At 52.9% G+C, this 19,374-nt stretch carries 15 protein-coding genes; 7 read left to right on the plus strand and 8 right to left on the minus strand.

Annotation, left to right across the window (positions count from 1 at the left end; all coding sequences use genetic code 11):
* The first annotated feature begins 250 nt into the window (after positions 1 to 250).
* The 4 genes from K3T83_RS22750 to K3T83_RS22765 all read left to right on the plus strand — a co-directional run bounded on the left by K3T83_RS22750 (position 251) and on the right by K3T83_RS22765 (position 4,094).
* Positions 251 to 907: an AAA family ATPase gene (locus tag K3T83_RS22750; protein ID WP_220205223.1), complete on the plus strand. Its 657-nt coding sequence runs from the start codon at positions 251 to 253 to the stop codon at positions 905 to 907.
* Positions 908 to 1,025: 118 nt separating this feature from the next.
* On the plus strand, positions 1,026 to 1,946 hold the full coding sequence (rho, locus tag K3T83_RS22755; RefSeq protein WP_220205224.1) for a transcription termination factor Rho: 921 nt from the start codon (positions 1,026 to 1,028) through the stop codon (positions 1,944 to 1,946).
* Between the two features lie 85 nt (positions 1,947 to 2,031).
* Positions 2,032 to 2,763 (plus strand): zinc ribbon domain-containing protein, encoded by a 732-nt coding sequence (locus K3T83_RS22760; RefSeq protein ID WP_220205225.1) that lies wholly within the window; start codon positions 2,032 to 2,034, stop codon positions 2,761 to 2,763.
* Between the two features lie 20 nt (positions 2,764 to 2,783).
* Positions 2,784 to 4,094, plus strand: coding sequence for a thymidine phosphorylase (locus tag K3T83_RS22765; protein WP_220205226.1), 1,311 nt, complete (start codon positions 2,784 to 2,786; stop codon positions 4,092 to 4,094).
* On the opposite strand, the gene K3T83_RS22770 is transcribed toward K3T83_RS22765, so the two are convergent.
* From K3T83_RS22770 to K3T83_RS22805, 8 genes are all read right to left on the minus strand, one after another.
* Positions 4,082 to 6,553 carry a protein kinase domain-containing protein gene (locus K3T83_RS22770; protein WP_220205227.1) on the minus strand — a complete coding sequence of 824 codons (2,472 nt, stop codon included), beginning with the start codon at positions 6,551 to 6,553 and terminating at the stop codon, positions 4,082 to 4,084. The genes K3T83_RS22765 and K3T83_RS22770 overlap by 13 nt on opposite strands.
* A gap of 124 nt (positions 6,554 to 6,677) precedes the next feature.
* Positions 6,678 to 7,562, minus strand: a complete 885-nt coding sequence (locus K3T83_RS22775; protein WP_220205228.1) for a DMT family transporter — start codon at positions 7,560 to 7,562, stop codon at positions 6,678 to 6,680.
* 4 nt (positions 7,563 to 7,566) lie between these two features.
* Positions 7,567 to 8,322, minus strand: coding sequence for a class I SAM-dependent methyltransferase (locus K3T83_RS22780; protein WP_220205229.1), 756 nt, complete (start codon positions 8,320 to 8,322; stop codon positions 7,567 to 7,569).
* On the minus strand, positions 8,319 to 9,215 hold the full coding sequence (locus K3T83_RS22785; RefSeq protein WP_220205230.1) for an HAD family hydrolase: 897 nt from the start codon (positions 9,213 to 9,215) through the stop codon (positions 8,319 to 8,321). The genes K3T83_RS22780 and K3T83_RS22785 overlap by 4 nt, the downstream gene beginning before the upstream one ends.
* 157 nt (positions 9,216 to 9,372) lie before the next feature.
* Positions 9,373 to 10,026, minus strand: coding sequence for an ATP-dependent Clp protease proteolytic subunit (locus tag K3T83_RS22790; RefSeq protein WP_220205231.1), 654 nt, complete (start codon positions 10,024 to 10,026; stop codon positions 9,373 to 9,375).
* 163 nt (positions 10,027 to 10,189) lie between these two features.
* Positions 10,190 to 11,866: an ATP-binding protein gene (locus tag K3T83_RS22795; RefSeq protein WP_220205232.1), complete on the minus strand. Its 1,677-nt coding sequence runs from the start codon at positions 11,864 to 11,866 to the stop codon at positions 10,190 to 10,192.
* Complete coding sequence (locus K3T83_RS22800) at positions 11,854 to 12,630, minus strand: DnaD domain-containing protein (RefSeq protein ID WP_220205233.1); 777 nt, start codon at positions 12,628 to 12,630, stop codon at positions 11,854 to 11,856. Before K3T83_RS22800 ends, K3T83_RS22795 begins: the two co-directional genes overlap by 13 nt.
* 13 nt (positions 12,631 to 12,643) lie before the next feature.
* Complete coding sequence (locus K3T83_RS22805) at positions 12,644 to 15,271, minus strand: replicative DNA helicase (RefSeq protein WP_220205234.1); 2,628 nt, start codon at positions 15,269 to 15,271, stop codon at positions 12,644 to 12,646.
* Positions 15,272 to 15,969: 698 nt separating this feature from the next.
* On the opposite strand from K3T83_RS22805, the gene K3T83_RS22810 reads away from it, so the two are divergent.
* The 3 genes from K3T83_RS22810 (at position 15,970) to K3T83_RS56350 (ending at position 19,324) form a co-directional block, all read left to right on the plus strand.
* A complete protein-coding gene (locus K3T83_RS22810; RefSeq protein ID WP_220205235.1) occupies positions 15,970 to 17,559 on the plus strand; it encodes a peptidoglycan-binding domain-containing protein in 1,590 nt (529 codons plus the stop codon).
* A 100-nt stretch (positions 17,560 to 17,659) separates the two neighbouring features.
* Positions 17,660 to 18,076 (plus strand): tRNA (N6-threonylcarbamoyladenosine(37)-N6)-methyltransferase TrmO, encoded by a 417-nt coding sequence (gene tsaA / locus K3T83_RS22815; RefSeq protein ID WP_220205236.1) that lies wholly within the window; start codon positions 17,660 to 17,662, stop codon positions 18,074 to 18,076.
* A gap of 261 nt (positions 18,077 to 18,337) precedes the next feature.
* Positions 18,338 to 19,324: a peptidylprolyl isomerase gene (locus K3T83_RS56350; RefSeq protein ID WP_236064960.1), complete on the plus strand. Its 987-nt coding sequence runs from the start codon at positions 18,338 to 18,340 to the stop codon at positions 19,322 to 19,324.
* Positions 19,325 to 19,374 lie beyond the last annotated feature (50 nt).

A 19,374-nucleotide genomic window follows, 5' to 3' on the forward strand; every position in this document is an offset into this window, starting at 1 on the left:
GACAGATAGATGTCCATAGAGTAATGCGTGGGAGGTATGTCAACGGCGAAGATATGCACAAGGGCAGTGCAATACATGAGTGATGGACAGGTAGTTTGTTCTATTCAGGGGCGCAGTAGATGCGCCTTCTCTCATTTTAGCGAGAGAAGAGCGCACAGGATTGTTTTGTTTGTGGAGTTGCGGGAAAGGAGTTGTGTACGTGCTGAAAAAAAGCATGATCATGAGTGTTAGCTAGCAGGAGAGTAGTCTTATGGTTGTAAAAGTATTCGTATTGGGCCGTCCTGGAAGCGGTAAATCCACCGCTGCACGTCATCTGAACCACCTGATGAGACATCAGGACTGGAGAGTGAAACACTTTAACGATTATGATATCCTATGGGAAATGTTTCTGGCCGACACCGAGCATAAGAAATTTCAACCTACTCCCCACAATGGCTTCGATGCTACAGATTTCACAGTCTTTGATGATGCCTTGAAAGATCTAGAGAAGAGGGCGCAAGCGTATATGGAACATGTAGATCTATTGACTATTGAGTTCGCCCGCGATGACTACCACATGGCATTGAAGCAATTCTCCGCCGATTTTCTGCAAGATTCTTACTTCCTCTTTTTAGATGCAGATATTGAGACCTGTTTGCGCCGTGTTCATGAGCGCGTGGAGCATTCCGAGACGAATGACGATCATCCCTCTTTTTCCGACGATATTTTTCGCTGGTATTACGCCAGGGATAATAAACGGTATATGGCCGAACACCTCAAAGTTGAGTTTGGCATTCACAAACTGGTGCGTGTTATTGAAAATACCGGCCCTCTCCCACGTTTTCTCCATCGCATTGAACAATTTACTGGTGAGTTGAAGCGCTGCGAAAATAGACTGCTCCTTCCCGCGCTGGGCAGCGGCCGTTAAAAAGCATTGATGAGCACGTATGCCTTCTATTAGAACATCGCTATGGAAAGTTTGACCTGATGTGATACAGTAAGGGGAGGCGTGGACCCGCTAGTAGCAGACAGGAGGCTGAGGACGAGTGGCTTCAACACGTACTCCCTTTGAAAAACTTACCCCGATACATCCCGATCGTCGGATTACCCTGGAGACAGGAGCAACACCTGTGGCAACGCGTTTGATAGATCTGTTCGTACCGTTAGGGTTCGGACAGAGAGCATTGATAGTTGCTCCACCCCAGGCGGGGAAAACGACGATTTTGCGGCAAATAGCTGCTGCAATCCTGGCGAATCATTCCCAGGCACATCTGTTTCTTTGTCTTGTTGATGAGCGTCCCGAAGAGGTAACGGAGTGGCGCATGGAGGTTCGCGGGCCGATGGTGCATGTGTATGCATCAAGCTTCGATCAGCGCGTTTCCCGGCATGGGCGCATTGTCGAGGATGCTTTGAGAGATGCAAAGCGAGAAGTTGAGCAAGGCCATGATGTAATCATGGTGCTCGATTCGTTGACGCGACTGGCCCGTGCGCATAACCTGAGCAGCGATATGTGGTCTGGAGGACGCAACGCGCGTGGTGGATATGGGAGTCGAACGCTTTCTGGTGGCATCGACGCCCATGCATTGGAGGTTGGACGCCGTGTTTTCGGTGCGGCGCGCGCTCTGGAAGAGGGCGGCAGCCTGACAATTGTTGCGAGCTGTCTGGTAGAGACGGGAAGCCGTCTGGATGAGGTTGTTTATGAAGAGTTTAAGGGAACGGGCAACCTGGAGGTACGGCTCTCGCGCGAGCTGGCCGATCGACGTATCTTTCCCGCCATCGATGTGACACAATCCAGCACACGGCAGGAAGAGCGGTTGCTCTCGCCCGATGAGTTAAGGGCAATGGCGATTGTGAGAAGGCGCATGGCTGATCTACCCCGGCGTGAGAGTACCGAGCAGGTAATACGCCTCTTTGAGAAGACGAACTCGAATGCGAAACTGGTGGAAGCTATTGTGAGGCAGGGATAGCGAAGTCTGTTGATGGGATAAGGGGTATGATATACTACAGTGCAGTATGTATCATCTTAACGATGTTTCATCAGGAGGGTTCGTTATGCGTTGCCCCTATTGTGGTGGTCTGAATGCAGATCAAGCTCGATTCTGTGCTCGTTGTGGGCGAGATATCGTCCAGATGCCAGCTCCTACGCAATCTTCACCCCCGGCGAGAGCGTCGTATACCCCAAATACGCCACCTCAACGACCCACATATGCACAACCGCGCCCACCACAGCCGGCCGCGGCACAGCAACCATCGATTGTGCCGCCACGCCCGCCACAAAATGCTTCACGTCTGCGCCCAACGGGACCAGCGCAAACTGCTCCTGCAACGCGAGGCAGGAGAGCCGATAGTGGACAGCAGGCCGCACCATCAGCTCCCGATGCCAGCGCTGCAACTCCCGTTGCAGAGCCGCCGACAGCATTTCCTCCACGCACCGTACGCCAGTTGCAGGATTTAGAGGTTGGGGCACTGGCGTATACCATCCTCGATGAGAGCGAAAGCTATGGACGCAAAAAGATTGTGCGTATCGGCTACCCCAGTTGTACCGGTTGGCAGCAGGTCGCCACGCTCTATAAGGCATTAAAAGCATATCACTCAGCACAATTTGATACGGTGATCATTCAGGGAGTTTCACCAGAAAAGGCCGATAAATATAACTATACAAATGGAATGGTGCAGTTTGATCAAAATGTGCGGCTTGGTAGCCAGATGTTGAAGCGCTATCAAATAGAGACGGAAGACGGCTTTAGTAGTGACGCCATACGTATTGTGTTGACGGAGGAATAAAAAGGCAGTCGGGAAAATCCATGCAAATAGTCGAGCTAATTAGCAAGAAGCGCGATGGAGAAGCGCTGACTACAGAACAGATTGACTGGTTGATCGATCAGTATACAAGAGACACTATTCCCGATTATCAGATGGCGGCCTGGTTGATGGCCGTCTATTGGCGCGGGATGGACGCACGCGAAACCAGCGATTTGACGCTGGCGATGATGCGTTCGGGCGAGCAGTTGCGTGTGCGCGATATCGTGACGCCTGTAGTGGACAAACACAGCACTGGTGGTGTGGGCGATAAGGTCACGCTGGCCGTAGCACCATTGACGGCAGCCTGTGGCGTCGCGGTAAGCAAGATGACCGGGCGTGGTCTAGGCCATACCGGAGGTACAGTTGATAAGCTAGAAGCGATTGATGGGTTTCGCGCCACGCTTTCACGTACTGAGTTTATTGATATATTGACGAAACACAATATAGTGCTGGCCGGTCAATCGCAAGATCTCGCTCCTGCTGACGGCAAGATGTATGCCCTGCGCGATGTCACCGCAACCGTGAGCAGCCTGTCGTTGATCGCTACCAGCATTATGAGCAAGAAGCTGGCCATTGGCAGTTCGCATCTGCTGCTCGATGTCAAATTTGGCAGTGGCGCTTTTATGAAGACGCAGGAGCAGGCTCGTGAACTGGCGGTGGCGATGGTGGAGATCGGGAAACTGGCCGGTATGCATACGGTGGCGGCGATTACCTCAATGGAGCAACCGTTGGGCTATGCGGTCGGCAATGCGTTGGAGATGGCTGAAGCGATAAAGATCCTGCACGGCAGAGGGCCACGCGATATCAGCGAACTATGTTATCACGAGGTCGCCGAGTTGTTGGTCATGACGGGGAATGCGCCAGGTATGAGTGAGGCTAAACAGCAAGTCGAGCGGGCTGTGCGTTCGGGAGCCGGCGTCGCAAAACTGGCGGAAGTGATTGCTGCCCAGGGAGGAGATGCTGGTCAGGTGGAGCAACCTTCGCTCTTGCCCGCAGCACCAGTGCGTAGCATGGTGGTTGCGCCGCGTAGTGGCTATATTGCTGGTATTGATGCCGAGAAGATAGGGTTGGTCAGTATGAGCCTGGGGGCCGGACGCTTTAAGAAGGGCGATCCGATTGATCATCGTACCGGGCTGATCTTGCAAGCAAAGCTGGGCGATCAGCTCCGTGCAGGAGAGCCGCTAGTTGAGGTGCATGCGCGTACAGAGTCCGAGGCTGAGAGTGTGCATGACGCGCTGCTGGCCTGCTATCGATGGAGTGAAGCATCGGTGACAGCAGGCCCGTTAATCGGCGAGGTCATTCATCCCTCTTGAACGGTCAGGAGCCAGAAATCCGCTGTTGGGTGTTTGGGATCGCTGGCTCCGCGCATCAGATAGGCGTGACCGCGACCATCGCAGGCGACCGCTCCCAGCACTGTTCCGCCTTTGGGGAAAGAGTCGAGTTGTGTCCAGCGTTGCGTCCGCATATTGATAAGCCATGTCTCGTGTGATCCTTGCTTGCTACTCGCATCGTAGCCCCCGATAACGAGAAGATGATCACTATCAATAGCACAACTTGCCGAACCACTCAGCGGATGTGGCAGTGTTAATGGCTCCTGCTGCCATTGATTGTGCGTGATATTGTAGCGATAGACGCGCCCCGACTGATGCGTTTGTCCAGCATCGGTTGCTCCACCGAGCAGCAGAATGTCACCATTGGCATCATTTGCCAGCGTTGTGTAGCCAAGACCGACCGGAAGTGGGGCCAGCGTGTGCCATGTTCTTGTTGCGATATCGTAACGATACCAGCCAGTGCCAGCCTCGATGGATGGATCACCGGCTTTCTGATAGCCCTCCGTCAGATAGAGATGGCCCTGCTGATCTGCCAGCATTGCCGTTGCGAAGCCGAAGGCGATACCAGCTGGGGGCGTGATCTTGCGCATGTGGTCAGTCTCGGGCTGATACAGCGTCAGGAGCGGTATCACTTTATACGCGTCGGTCGAATACCCTGTCGTGAAAAACAACTGGCCATGCTCGTCTTCAGCGACCGAGTTATTGAGCATCCCCGGAAGGCTCTTGATGCCGACCTGCTCCCAGCGCGCCGTCAGAATATCGTAGCGATACAGGTTGCGATCATATTGCGGCGCTGCCTGCGTACCCCGATAACCTCCGCTCATATAGACGTAGAAGCGTCCTCCTGATTGTACGTAGATAGCGGTGTTGTCGGCTTCCGTTGATGGTGGCGACGGTAAGGGTTGCCATGTTCCGCTCCATGTGTGGGCGCTGGTTGGGGATGGCGATGGACCTCTGCTGATAACGGGAATGGCGCGATGAGTAATGTGTATATACGAGAAGAGCGAGGCCAGCAAGAGGCATACTATCAGCGTGAAGATGAAGCATACTTTGAGCAGGCCAGGCAGTTTGTGCTGTGCCGGCGGCTCTTGCTGAGGCTCTGCTGGTGGCATCTCAGGCTTTTTGATCGCTTGCGAGTGCGAAGTTTGTGAGAGCAGGACCAGCGAGCGACGTTTCAAGCTTTCATCGACCGATGCCATCTGAATTTCCAGGCTCTCCTCTTTCAAACGTTCGCGACGTGCCTGCTGAAGTGCGTCGCGTGTCTGCTGACGCTGTTCCAGGTTCAACGATAACACGGGCATAATCGGCAAAGTGAGTCGGAGCGCTATGGTATTGTTTACTGGTTGAACAACTGGGGCTGGAACCGACTCGACCAGTTCGGCGGCATCGGGATCGGGGACTGCTTCCAGCTCGTTCTGCTCTGTGGAAGGCTGATCTTTCGACGACGTGTTGTTGAGCGCATTGCTGGTTGCCTCGATGTGGCGCTGATAGGCAAGCTGCTCTTCAATAGAATAGATACGTTCGAGCGCAAGGTAAAAAGTATGTGCTGATTGAAAGCGCTGATCTGGTTCCGGGCGTGTTGCCAGTGTGATGAGGCCAGCCATAGAAGGCGAGATGGGCAGCTCATTGAGTGCGCCGTTGGTCATAGAGGAAGGGCGTTTGCCGGTGAGCATTTCGTGCAGAATGATGCCCAGGCTAAACAGGTCGGAGCGGCCATCGGTCTGGCCTTCGCCTTGATATTGTTCGGGAGAAGCGTAGCCTGGGGAGCCGAGGTCCATTGTATCGTTGACCTGCCCTGCTTTGAAATACCGTGCGATGCCGAAATCTACCAGCATGAGCGCGCCATCGGGCGTCAAAATGAGGTTGGAGGGCTTGAGATCGCGAAAAATGATGCTGGGAGATTGACGGTGTAGATAATCGAGGACATCGCAGATTTGTATGGCATAATTCAGCGCTTCCAGCGGCGGCAGGGGCGCGTTGCTACGTAAATAGTGGCTGAACGTGGGGCCAGGGATATAATCCATGACCAGATACCAGAAGCCATCCTCAAAGAAGTAGTCGTAGAGTGTCGGGATTGCGGAATGTTGCAGGCGCGTTAGGAGCAGGGCTTCTCGCAAAAAACGGTCGGTATGGACCCCTCCTGTGGCGGGAAAACTTCGTTCTTGTGATTGTCCTGGGATGGAACGTTGGGGATGTTCTCCACCTTGCAAAGCCAGATCAAGCTCGGCAATGACGCTTTCTGGTAGGGGTTGATCGGCGCGGGCCTGTTTGAGCGCAAAAGGCATCTCCAGCGACGTATGCATAGCGAGATAGACTTTGCCCATTCCGCCATGACCCAGCACACGCTGCACGAGATACTCTCCATCACGCAACTTTCGCCCCAACAAATGATCCTGATTGCTTCGTGCGGCTGAACTCTGCGCTTCCGGCATATTCGACATAGAGATTTCCCCCTCCCACTTATCCTGATCGTTCTGCTGTATTGTAATGGATTAGTTGCTTGTAGTCAATAAAAAGAGAAGAATATACTGGAAAATGTTGTATTGCTATATGTATATATTTATTTTATTTTGCACGAGATACAATGACCGTGAGCAATGCCGGGAGCATGACTGCGCCAACAATCAGGACGCCGCCGAGCAGTGTGGTGAGCGTGGGCAACTCTTGGAGCAGGATGATGCCAAAGACGATACCCCAGACCGGTTCGAGACTTGCAACAAGGCTGGCTGATTGGGCCGTCATCGAGCGCAGGCTGGCGATGAAGAGGGTGTGGGCCAGAGCCGTACAAAACACCCCCAGGAAGAGGAGAATAAGGAGTTCGCGGGGAGTCCAGAGTTGCGCATTACCCGACCCCAGAAAGAGCGCGGGAAGCAGCAGAAGCGTCGCCACACCATCCTGATACAGACTGATCACCAGGCTTGGATAGCGCTCACCCAACCCGCGATTTGTCACGGAGAGTAGTGCAAAGGTAGCCCCGGATAGAACGCCCCAGAAGACGCCCAGGGTGGTCTGGTTCTGGAATGTGAACGAAGGGACCAGTAAATAGATGCCGGGCAGGATGAGCAGGGCCGCGACGACATGGATGTGACTGAGGCGCTGATGGAGCAGGAGCGGCTCTAAGATCATGGTAAAGAGTGGAAAGCTGGAGTAGGAGAGCAGGCCGATGGCGACGTTGGAGACGGCGATGGATTGAAAGAAGGTTGTCCAGTGCAGGGCGAGCAAGGCACCCAGACCAACTAAGGTGATGCCATCGCGTAGGGTCTTGGGGCGCAAGGGTAGTTTTTGCAGCAGGCACAGTGTCAGCAGCACAGGGCTGGCAAAGAACACGCGCCCTAAGACGATAAAGGGCGAGGATAGTGTACTGAGCTTGCCCAGCACGCCAGCCAGCCCGAAAAAGAGGACGGCGATATTGGCGGAGATAGTCCCTCGCCAGTGTTCCGCTTGTTTCAAAAGATCAGGACTCCTTTGGATCAGCAGGCCAGGGGATTTTCTCTCCAATCGTGATGTAGACCTCCCAGCGCCGGCTACGGACCACTTCGGAACGACGTTGTAACCCGAAGCGCTCTAACGGGATGTGGCGTCCAAACCAGGCATCAGGAATGACTTCGGTAACGGTGTCATCTGCGTGTTTCGTCTGCTTCCTGGGCGCATCGACCTCCTCAATCTGGCCCTGCTTGTGTCGTCCAAAGAGCGCGGCGGGACCATAGACGAGCACCTGGATCAGCACAAGCAACGGCTGGATGAAACCAACGGGTAGCAGGTTTGCCCCCTCAATGACGATCAGGCGACCGCCGGGACGCAACACGCGCTCGACCTCCGCAATCGTATCGGGATCGTAAATGTATTCGGAGGGAAACGTGCTGACGACCGTATCAAACGAGGCGTCACCAAAGGGGAGGGATTGTGCTGATCCCTGAATGATATTGGCTGGATCGCCCAATCTATGTCGTCGCAGGGCATTGCGCGCCGCCGCTACCATCTGGGGAGAGCGCTCAATGGCTTTTGATTGATAGCTTGCTTTGCGCAGATCGACCTGAAGATCACCCAGGCCACAGCCGAGTTCTAGAACATCCATGCCGCGAATGCGGGATAGCACCAGTTGTTGCCAGACGCGCCATTGACCCGCAAAAGGCACGGTGCTGGCAAAGCGGTACAGGTAGCGATTGCGATAGAGTATTTCAAATAGCCATTTGCGTATCGTTGGCGTCACTGTGGGCCAGCCTTTAGAAAGACATCCAGCAATTCTTGCAGATGCTCGATAATCAGATCGGGGCGCGCCTGGCTATCCTCTGGAGACAGACCATATTTTTGTGCGCTCCTCTTGTAAGAATATGCGACCAGATGCTCGCCGTCAAGAGGTGTTCCAGCGGGCAGGGTTTTGCTGACTTCAGCGAGCAGCCGGGGTGAGGTTTTCCAGATGGCGAAGATATTGAGATGTTTCGCTCCAACGACATCAGCACCAAACGAATCACCAACCATTGCCGCCTCTTCTGCTGGGATGCGCAGTGCATCGAGCGCATATTGGAAGATGGCCGGGTTGGGTTTGCGGATGCCCAGATCTGCGGAGATTGCCATATGGTCGGCATCGAAATAATCGAGCAGACCCATGATCTGGAGATCCTCTAAAAATGGCTCGCCACCATACCAGCGGTTTGTGACCACGCCTAAGAGAAAGTTCCGGTGTTGCAGTTCGGCCAGCGTGGGGAGAATATTGTCGAAGAGGTGGCGCGATTCGGGTATGCGCACGCGCAACGCCTCGAAGATTTCAGCGGCTATAGCAGGCTCTACGGTTGGCAGGCCGATCTGCTGAAGAGCCTGTTGAGTGGCAAGAGCGAAATCTGGCTCGTATCCAGGTTGTTGGATCTGGCGCGCCTGTGTCTCGACGATTTTGCGGAACTGCTCGCCATACGCAGTTGGATCAGTGGCAGGAAACGCCTCGGTCGGGAATAGCGTATGGAGAAGCTCAACGACCCGCCTGTTGCCAGCCTGCTCGGCCTGTTGCCAGGTAGCAGCGTCCTTGCGTGTCCATAGAGTGTCACCAAAATCGAAGAGAATACAGCGAATTGTTCTTCCGGTTAGTGATGGCACGATTTTTTTAGGCATGGGTCTGCTTTCTCCTTCGCTTAATAATGAAAATGGATACGACATACATATACATCGTATCCATTCCACATTTGTTAAAATGCTGTGTACACCAGCTCTCTTCAGGCGCAAATAGCACTGAAGAGAGCTTCAGCATTTTTGTTTTGAGCAGTGAAAACTACTGTTCGGCTGGAGTCAGGAGATCGTCAACGAGACCATACTCTACGGCCTGAGGTGCGGTCAGGTAGTAGTTGCGGTCGGAGTCCTGCATGATGCGCTCAGGAGTCTGGCCGGTATGGTGAGACAAGATATCATAGAGGCTGCGGCGCAGGCGCAGGATCTCGCGCGCCGTAATCTCGATATCTGCCGCCTGACCTTCAGCGCCACCGAGAGGCTGATGGATCAGCATGGTGGCGTTTGGCAGAGCGTAGCGTTTGCCCTTCTGACCAGCGGCCAGCAGGACCGCGCCCATGCTCATTGCCATGCCCATACAGACCGTCGAGACTTCGGGGCGCAGGTATTGCATGGTGTCGTAGATGGCGAGGCCAGCATAGATGCTGCCGCCGGGCGAGTTGATATACATGCTGATGTCTTTGGTTGCATCCTCACTCTGCAAGTACAGCAATTGAGCAACGATGCTGTTGGCAACCTGATCGTCGATCGGGGTGCCAATAAAGATGATGCGCTCTTTTAACAGGCGCGAGTAGAGATCCCAGGAGCGCTCGCCGCGTGGCGTTGACTCGATGACTGCGGGAATGATCCCTCTGGGTTCCAGGAATTCTTGGGATTCTTTGCTCCACTTTGGATCGCGTGGATTAAAAATGCTTCCCATTTTTGCTCCTTACTTTATCTATCGCGGTTTCCCTCTCTGCTCTTTTAGCGAGTGGGGCCGTTGGTAAAAATTGAATGTGCGGAGGAAGCCCACTAATGCGGGGACATTAACGTTATGATAGCACTTGCAGAATGCAAACGCAAGCACACGATCATGTCCGCTGCTAATCCCTGCGCCTGATGTGATTCGGGCGATAATCACGCGTACGATCAAGGTTCACCGTCTTGACCAGGCTGACATCGCCCAGGCGTGAACGGATGCGCTCGTCGATGCCTTGCAGCCCACGCGGATTGGCCGTGATGACGGTGGGCATCCCCAGGTTATAACGATAATTCAAGAGCTGGAAGAGCTTTTCATTGGCCCAGGGAGAACTCTGTTGTGCTCCCAGATCGTCCAGAACCAGCACCTCGGCCTCGCGCATCTTGGCGAACAGTTGGTCGAAGACCTCCGTTGCGTTGGGCGCGAAGGCGGCGCGCAAATGGTCCAGTAGATCAGGGACGACCGAGAAGAGCACGACCGAGCCATTGTCGAGATTCTGGTTGGCGATAGAGACCGCCAGATGCGTTTTGCCGCAGCCGTTCGGTCCGATCAGCAGCAGCCAGCCATCGGGATTGCGCGCATATTCGACCGAGACCTGAAACGCTTCTCGTACGCCTGGAACGTTCGGGTTGAATGTGCTGAAGGTGTGGCTATGGAAGGCGTCCAGGTTCGACATTTCGCGCAACTGTTGACGCCGTTTCTCTTTGCGCTCGGTCTCTTTGCACTCACAAGTAATCGGTTTGCCAAATTGGGGATGACCGAAGGGTACGTCGAGACGCAGATAGCCCGCTCCCTTGCAGCGTGGGCAGACGCTTTTGGCCGCGATGGGGGCGACCGATGAGACCGGGATGGTGGCAAAGCGCTCTGGCGCTCTCGATTGTGTTCTGGTCTGTTCACGCGTTAACAGTTGACGAGAAAATTGATGTGGCTCCGGCGTCAACTGCTGGCGCGTCTCTGCAATCATCTGCGGTTTGAGCGGTTGCGTCGTGCGATGATAGTGTACCGCCTCCTGTGTGCGAGACGGGGGGAGCTGAGACGCTGGCGGTTGAGTATGTTGTGTCATGCGCAGATCGCGCGTTGGGCGTGGGTATGCGCTCGGTGGTGGGAGCGCTGGCACTTCCCGCGACACCTGGGAATAGCTGTTGCGTGGCGCTGGCAAATGCGCGATATCCTGGCGCTGATAGATGGGTACTTCTTCATCCTCTTCCAGATACTCATCCTCATCATCCAGATAGTCGCCATAGAGCATGTCCGCGTCCATGTCGTCTTCTTCTACATATTCCTGTTCCTGATAGACATCGGCGGGGAGAGCAGGGCTGTGATCGTCAGTATGATAGTAGTTATTAGATGTGTAGGGATTGGGTGGAAGCGGAGGCATAGTGCGCTGCACGTCCTGTTTAAGACGAGGACGCGTTGGATAGTGAGTTGGCGCGGCATCAAGTGGTGGTTGCTGTGGATGGCTGGCAGGTAGCTCGTCATACTGCTGATAATCCTGGGCGACACGCAGTTTTTGTGTATACGCCTCAGCGCTACGATTCTGGGCTGCCTGAGCATTGCGCAGGTGCGCGTGTGGCGGAAGCGAGCGCTGCTGTGCGCCACCCTGGTATTGTGGTCTTGCGAGACGGCCCGTTTGCTCAGGAAGAGGTCGGCGTGTTGCGGGCATCTGTGCTGTATGCTGGCCTGTATATTGTTGTGGTGCGGCGTTCTGTCGCGGTCCCCTGTTCGGCGCTCCTTGCGTGGGCTGCGTTTCCTGAGTACGCCGGGGCATTGTTCTTCCTAAAATATTATTCAGGCGTTCCATGTCTGCCTGCCTTCCGTTTCCCAGCGCCGTAAGATGGCGCGAATATAAGTCCATTTTCTTTTATTATGTTGTACAGCTTCGCGAAATGCGGCTTCAATCCATTCTGCTGGGTATTGATCCGCCGCGTCTTTGAGATCTTCGGCGATCAGTGGGGAGAGTAAACCTATATTTTGTTCATATAATACAAAGATATTAGGACGTTCTACTTCAACTTGAATATTAGAGGCAACGGTTCTGGCCTCGGAAATTTCGCCTCTGGAATTAGCATACTCTCTTACTGCAATAGCCTGTTGCGACTCCTGGGCCGTCACAGGAGCTTCTTGCGCTTCCAGATCGAACAGACGGGCAGGGATCATTTCACCTCCTTGCAATTCGTTCACAACCTTACGGCTACGAGCTGTGTTAAAAAAGTACCAGGCGATAACCTCGGCGTCATTAGTGCCTTCGCTGACTAATTTGAGATATATACGTAATAACGTTCCACGTGCGACCCCCTGTTCCAATCCCTGGCGCAGTCGTTCCTCTGGTGGGCGCGGATCACCTCGTCGGCGCAGCCCGCGCAGGAGCGTGTGATCTGCCTGCAACTCGCGGTCGCTGACGCAGCGCGGGTTGCCCTGTTTTTGTGCCAGCAGCCAGAAGAGGTGGAGCGTCACTTTCAGTTCGGCGCTATCCTCGATCTCCGGCAGCAGTCGCGTAAAAAAGATCTCTGGTACTGGCACATACGGATTGCTTCTCCCTGAAGGGAAGCCGGTAAAAGCCGTCACAGCGTCCCTCCCTCTATTCTTCGGCTGGTGGTGAGACTTCCAGGTCGCTAAAGCGTGTCTGGCTGGACTGGAAGAAGAGACTGATTTCGCCAACCGGTCCATTGCGATGTTTTGCCACGATGATATCTGCAATATTTTTACGTTCAGTATCGGGATTGTACACTTCATCTCGATAAATGAACATAACGATATCACTATCCTGCTCTATCGAATTGTGCAGGATGATATCACCTGCAACAAAGTTATGCAGTTTTTCTACTGTTAAATCATACACTTCCACTTCACCATCGGGTTCGATTGAGATGATCTCGTCCCAGTACACATCGCTCAATGCGAGTTGGGCGAGTTGTGAACATGCAACCACACTGGCTAATTTCGCAGTTCGTTCTCTACTTAGATTACGTTTATAAAGACTTGCGCCACAATAAGCACTACCCATAGCAGCTTGCATTTGGCGAGTTGTTAGGTCAACGACCTGCATAGAAGGAACTGCAAAAAGCCTCCATACTTCGTGCGGAATGACATCTCGATTTGTATTGGCTGAACGTTGGGCTAAATATTCAACTATGGCTTGTTGATGGAGCGTTTTGTTTTTCCCAAGCCCACCTACTTGATTCAAGAAACTTTCCATTTCAGCTTTGCCACTAATCGTAACATGGTACTGATCGCGCCCTTTACTACTTTGAGCATGTTGAGACAGCGTGGCATTAATGTGCAGGCGAAGTAGAAGAGATTGTACTTGTTGAGCTAGCAAACGACTGCTCGATGCATAGTAAATACTTGCATAATGATCTTTTTCGTGATTCAGATGAATACAGCCGTCAGTAGACCACAGATGGCGTAGAAAAATAGCAATGCTGGCTGCTGGTTGAGCGAAAACCTGATCTGGTATACGCTTTTCATACGACCGCAAACCAAAGATGCCGAGATCGTGAAGCCACTTACTGACGGGGTTACGAGTATCGTGCGTAAGGTTGTAACCAGCAGCCAGATAGACCTGATACCATTCACGCTCTTTTTGAATACGTGGTACAACCTTGTCGCCAAAAACTTTCACTGCAAGCTCTGCAACAATTTCTGCCAGCGTTTCGTCATTGGTTGTGTATTGAATCGCATGAGTTGGCAGAGTACAGCCGTCACCAATAAGATGACCAAGTAGCGCTAATTCCTCATTGCTCATCGTATTTTCTTGTATGAAATCGGACAAGCGGCGAGGGAGCGCGATCCGTTCGTTTTGTATCAGTTCGTCCAGGCGCTGCCAACCGTGAATGGTCAGGAATTTGTGATTGGCGGTCGCGCGAATCGAGCGGCCCAGGCGCGTTGTAAGCTTATAGACTGGTTTGTGGCCTGTTGAGAAGGCGTTGCTCACTTCGCTTGGCTCAAGCTGCCAGGTCGTTGTATTGAGTGCCAGCACGCGGAAACCGCTTTTGCCGACCAGTTCGGCTATTGGTCGATAGACGCCCTCATCTGGTAAGTAGACAGGCGTTTCGGCGGCCAGACAACCAGATTCGCGCAGGTCGGAAAGCTGCGGTACTTTGGATTGGCGGCTCTCAACGGTACGCGAGAGCTGGGCTAGCGCTAAGACAGGCACGTTGAGTTCGCGGGCCAGACCTTTGAGGCTGCGGCTGATCTCGGAGACCTCCTGCACGCGGTTCTCGTTGCGCTTGCCTCCCATGTCGGATTGCATGAGTTGGAGATAATCCACTATGATCATATCGACGCCATGCTCGGCGACCAGACGCCGGGCCTTACTGCGCATCTCCATTGTTGAGATACCGGCGGTATCGTCGATCCAAATATTGGCCTCTGAGAGCCTGCCCATCGATGTAACGATGCGCTCCCACTCGTCGTCCTCGATCCAGCCTGTGCGGAGCCGCTGCTGGTCCACGTTTGCGTCCATTGAAAGAAAACGCTGAAGCAGTTGCTCTTTACTCATTTCCAGACTGAAGACGGCCACCGAGCGGTTATGTTTGATGGTGGCGTTGTGCGCGAGGCTGAGTGCAAAGCTGGTTTTGCCAACGGCAGGACGGGCGGCAAGAATGATCAGATCGGAGCGTTGCAGGCCACCTGTGAGCCGGTCGAGATCAGTAAAGCCGGTGGGCACGCCAACAATGCTGCCGCGTCGCTCATGTAGCGCCTCCAACTTGTCCATATAGTCGGAGACTAGATCGCGCAACGCCGAGAAGTCGGAGCGAGCATGGTTCTGGCTGATCTCAAAAATAAATTGCTCAGCTTTGTCCAGTGCAACCTCGGCATCGTTTTCTTCATACGCGACAGCCGCGATCTGTCCAGCAGCATGGATGAGACGGCGCAAGATGGCCGTTCGCTCTACGATGCGCCCATAATGTTCAACGTTGCCGCTGGTCGGCACCTGATTGATGAGAGAAGTAATATAGCCAGCTCCGCCAACCTGATCAAGCTTGTTATGGCGGGCCAGTTCGTCACAAATAGTGATAAAGTCTGCTGGCTCGTGCTGTTCATAGAGATGGAGCACGGCCTCAAAAATCGTACGGTGAGCATCGCGATAGAAATCCTCCGCATGGAGAAAATCCGCCACTTGGTTGATAGCTTCTGGGTCGATAATGATACTGCCGAGCACGCCGCACTCGGCCTCTATATTTTGTGGTAGCAGTTTTTCCACGTCTCCGGCTCTCCCAGCATCTACAAAATAAACATATCGCTTTGCCCGAACAGGCATAAGAAAGACCCTGTGATAGAAACATCCATGTATTACAGCACAAGGTCAACGAAGACACCTCCATACCAGCGCGGTACGTTGGTGCAAGGGACCGACCACATACGAGTGGTCAGAAAGGAAATGATATGAGATTTTCCTACAGAAACATCTCGCGGCATTTGCATTATAACATACTATTGGCACATACGTTCGTGGACAGATGTTCAACTTCTGTCGCATCGTATGACGCAAAGCCGCGTGGTGAAATCTCGTGTGCAGAAAGTGTAACCAATCCTGGGCAGGAAAGCAAATGGGGGAATGGTCGAGGTAATGTGGATATGTGGATAGGGAGAGGGTAAAAATACCGTACTATAGGACAGAAAATCGACTTATCCCCAACTTTTCCACCATGATAGCCGAGTTATCCCGGTTATCCACAAAGTTATCCACCGGGTTATCCACCAAAATTCGTAGGATTGTGGATAACCTCGTTGAGAGATTGGCACGCTGCGGGGGGAATCATGGGCTATCTCGGTCTCGAACAAGTGGTTTTTCTTATAAATAGGTGTACACTTTTAAAAATAACCAAGGATAGAGGGAAAAGTAGAGATTGAAGCAGTATACATGATGTAAATATTTCTCTTCTAAGGAGGGAATTTTATATGCAATTTGTTGAATTGCCCGAGCCTGCGAAACGCATTCTTTTCCTTATTGTGATTATTGTTGGAGTGATTGCGGTTATAAGTGTGGGAATGAGCAGTATACTGGATCTTTTTCATCCACCACCGCCAGCGCAGCACAAGGCATCGTCACCTCCTGCTGAGCTAAAAAATATTTCGCCTTTACTCTTTGGCACTAATCTAGATTTTTCAACTCAACGTACAGGTACGCAGCAAGCTCTGCCCTCAAACCAGGTGAGCACGTTATTACAGAGCATGCACTTGCAAATTGTGCGTGTGACCATACCAGAAAATCCCTCGTCGGCGACTTTAAAAAGTATTGCCCAATATGTGCAGAGCCTCAAGACCGTACCCCTGATCTCTCTGCATGGGCCGCTCTATCCACGTGCTCAAGCCGATAATACGCTGGTGGTGCAGACGATGAAGCAGGTCTTTGGCGACACGACGGTCTATTACGAATATGGCGATGAGGAGGATGCGCTTGGCATCTCCGCCGATCAGTACACAACCGCCTGGAATGCCAATGTGCGGCAATTGAAGAGCCTCGCACCGACCGCTCACTTTATCGGACCTGTAACCTATCGTTATGATCCCGATTACTTGCGTGCCTTTCTCCAAAAAGCACAGCCGCGTCCCGATGAGGTCAGCTGGCATGAGTTTGCCTGTGATGGCGCCTGGAGCGAGCAGCAATGCATCAATGGAATCAATGAATGGAGCGGCCATTTGACCTCCGCTCGTGCCATGATGAAGCCGCTCTTTGGAACGCCTCTGCCGATCATGATTACCGAATGGAATTATGCTGCTAATGCTCGTAACGATGATGGCAAGAGTACAGATAATACATTTTTGAGTAATTGGACAAAGACGGCTTTGCAGACATTTGCGGTCAATCAAGTTTTTGCCTCGATGCAATATTCTGGGATTAAAAGCTCTGTACCACTGATTAACACAACCGAGCAACTGACTATACAGGGACAGATGATGCGCACGCTCTACGAGCAGTTCTTTGCTCATACGGCATCACCAGGATCAACGCCAACGAGTACTTCGACGGCAATGTCAACTGCAACTCCCATGCCCACAGAGACGTCAACAACAACTCCGGTGACTCCAACGGATACTCCTGTCGCTGCTGCCACGAGTCCGGTGAGTGGAACGCTGCCCGGCTCGCCCGTTGTTGTCGCTCCAACATCAACACCAATCCCACCGACGCCAATGCCTGTGCCACCAACAGCGACGTCGATACCACCAACAGCGACGCCTGTACCGCCGACACCAACACCCAGGCCAACGCCAACGCCAACGCCTAAACCCAAGCCGACACCGACGCCGACGCCCAAGCCAGTTTGTCCGGCAACTATTCAGTCTGGCAGTACGGGTTCGTTGGTAAAGACGTTGCAGCAGGACTTGAATAGTCGTGGGATGAAAGGCCAGGACGGCAAAGCGCTGGCTGTTGACGGCGATTTCGGGCCGAATACGCAGTATGCCGTGAAAAGCTGGCAGAAGAAGGCAGGCATTGATGTGGATGGCATTGTTGGCCCGCAGACCTGGCATTCACTGGGCCACTGCTAGCGTGTATACTGCTTTCAGGTTCTCACCACACAGACTGGAAATGGAGCCTCACGATTGAGGCTTCATTTCATCTCTGGCAAATCATTTCAGGAGGGATTTTATGCCTGATACAGACTATCGCCTTGCCCCAATTGGCTTTTTGCGTTCGGCTCTCAGAGAGCGCGAGGGAGCACCGAAGCAGGGCAGCGAGGGGGCACCAGACGCATGGGTGGAGATAGATGCAGAGGTTGCAGAAGGACTTAAAGGTATTGAGGTAGGCGATAACGTCATTGTCATTACCTGGTTTCATCAGTCTCAGCGCGATGTCTTGCAAACGCATCCTCGCAACGATGATCGTATACCGCTGACAGGCGTTTTTGCAACGCGTTCTCCCGACCGACCAAATCCACTGGGTTTGCATCGGGTAATGGTGTTGGAAATCGTTGGGAACAGGCTAAAAGTCGGGCCAATTGAGGCGATTGATGGGACGCCAATTGTCGATATCAAGCCCGTGTTGTCACAATCAGCAGACTCGTAATCTATGTCTTTTGCCGAGAAGCTCATCCAATTTCGGGTGAGCTTCTTTCGTTGTAGATGGATGCTCTACTGGTCAATTCGTGGTCAGTTTCATTGCTGTTTTGAGGAAGGTAAGGGGGCGTTAGCTGGCCTGGGAAGCGCTGTGAGACGTAGTGTGGCGGACCTCTTGCCAAGCGTATAACATGTACTGTATTATAGCATGAGAATTACACGGGTTCATAATGGTCGTGTAAGAAAGATTAAGGAGCATCTATAAGAACCCATGCCAAAGACGAAGAAACGTGCTGCCAGCAAGCGTGCAGCGAGAATTGCCAGAGCGCACTCCACCCAGTTATCGCAACTGGAGGTGAACAAAGAACAACCGCAACAGCGACGCCCGACGGGTTACAAGCCACCTGCTCGGGGTATAGCGCGTTATCCCTGGGCGACGGCACTGATCATTGCTCTGATAGCCCTGGGTGTGTATTTGCTATATGCCAATCATGTTGGCCCATTTGCCCAGCCTCCTAAGAATACGTCGGTTCAGGCAAAGCAGACGGCAACCGCAATTGTTCACAAGACGGCAACTGCAATTGCCGGACCTGCTCAGGCGACTGCTACAGCAGTCACGGCGGCAATGCCAGCAGATCAGACAAAGGCTATCGCAGGCTCTCCCTGTCTGAACCAGGATATTATCAAAAAAATTACCGACACCTCTCCCGCGCCAAATGCTGCTCAGAGCGCGCAGATTAATCGCACTTATAAAGAAGCTCCTGCAATGACGATTGATACCAGTAAAAGCTATTGTGCCGGCATCAATACAGATCGTGGTTTGATCGTCATTGAACTGAAGCCGCAGTGGGCACCGAAAACCGTCAATAACTTTGTCTATCTGGCACAGAACAAGTTCTATGATGGCCTGGTCTTTCATCGCGTTGTTTCTAGCTTGCACATCATTCAAGGCGGAGATCCCAAAGGCAATGGTTCCGGCGGTCCTGGCTACCAGTTTGCCGACGAGAAGGTGCAGGGCGATTATCTGGCGGGCACCATAGCGATGGCGAACAGTGGAGCGAACACCAACGGCAGCCAGTTCTTCATTAACCTGGACAACAACAGCAAAGAGTTCCAGAAGAACTATAATCTCTTTGGTCAGGTGGTGAAGGGGTTAGACGTTGCGATGATGATTCAGGGACCGGACCCTGATGATGCCGCGAAGAAAAATATCACTCCCGACAAAATGAATCATGTCGTGGTGGTTCCGGCGTCATAAAATAGAAACGTATAGTATAATGGCACAATGCACTGGTTAATCACAGTGCA

This window comes from Reticulibacter mediterranei, assembly GCF_016587455.1.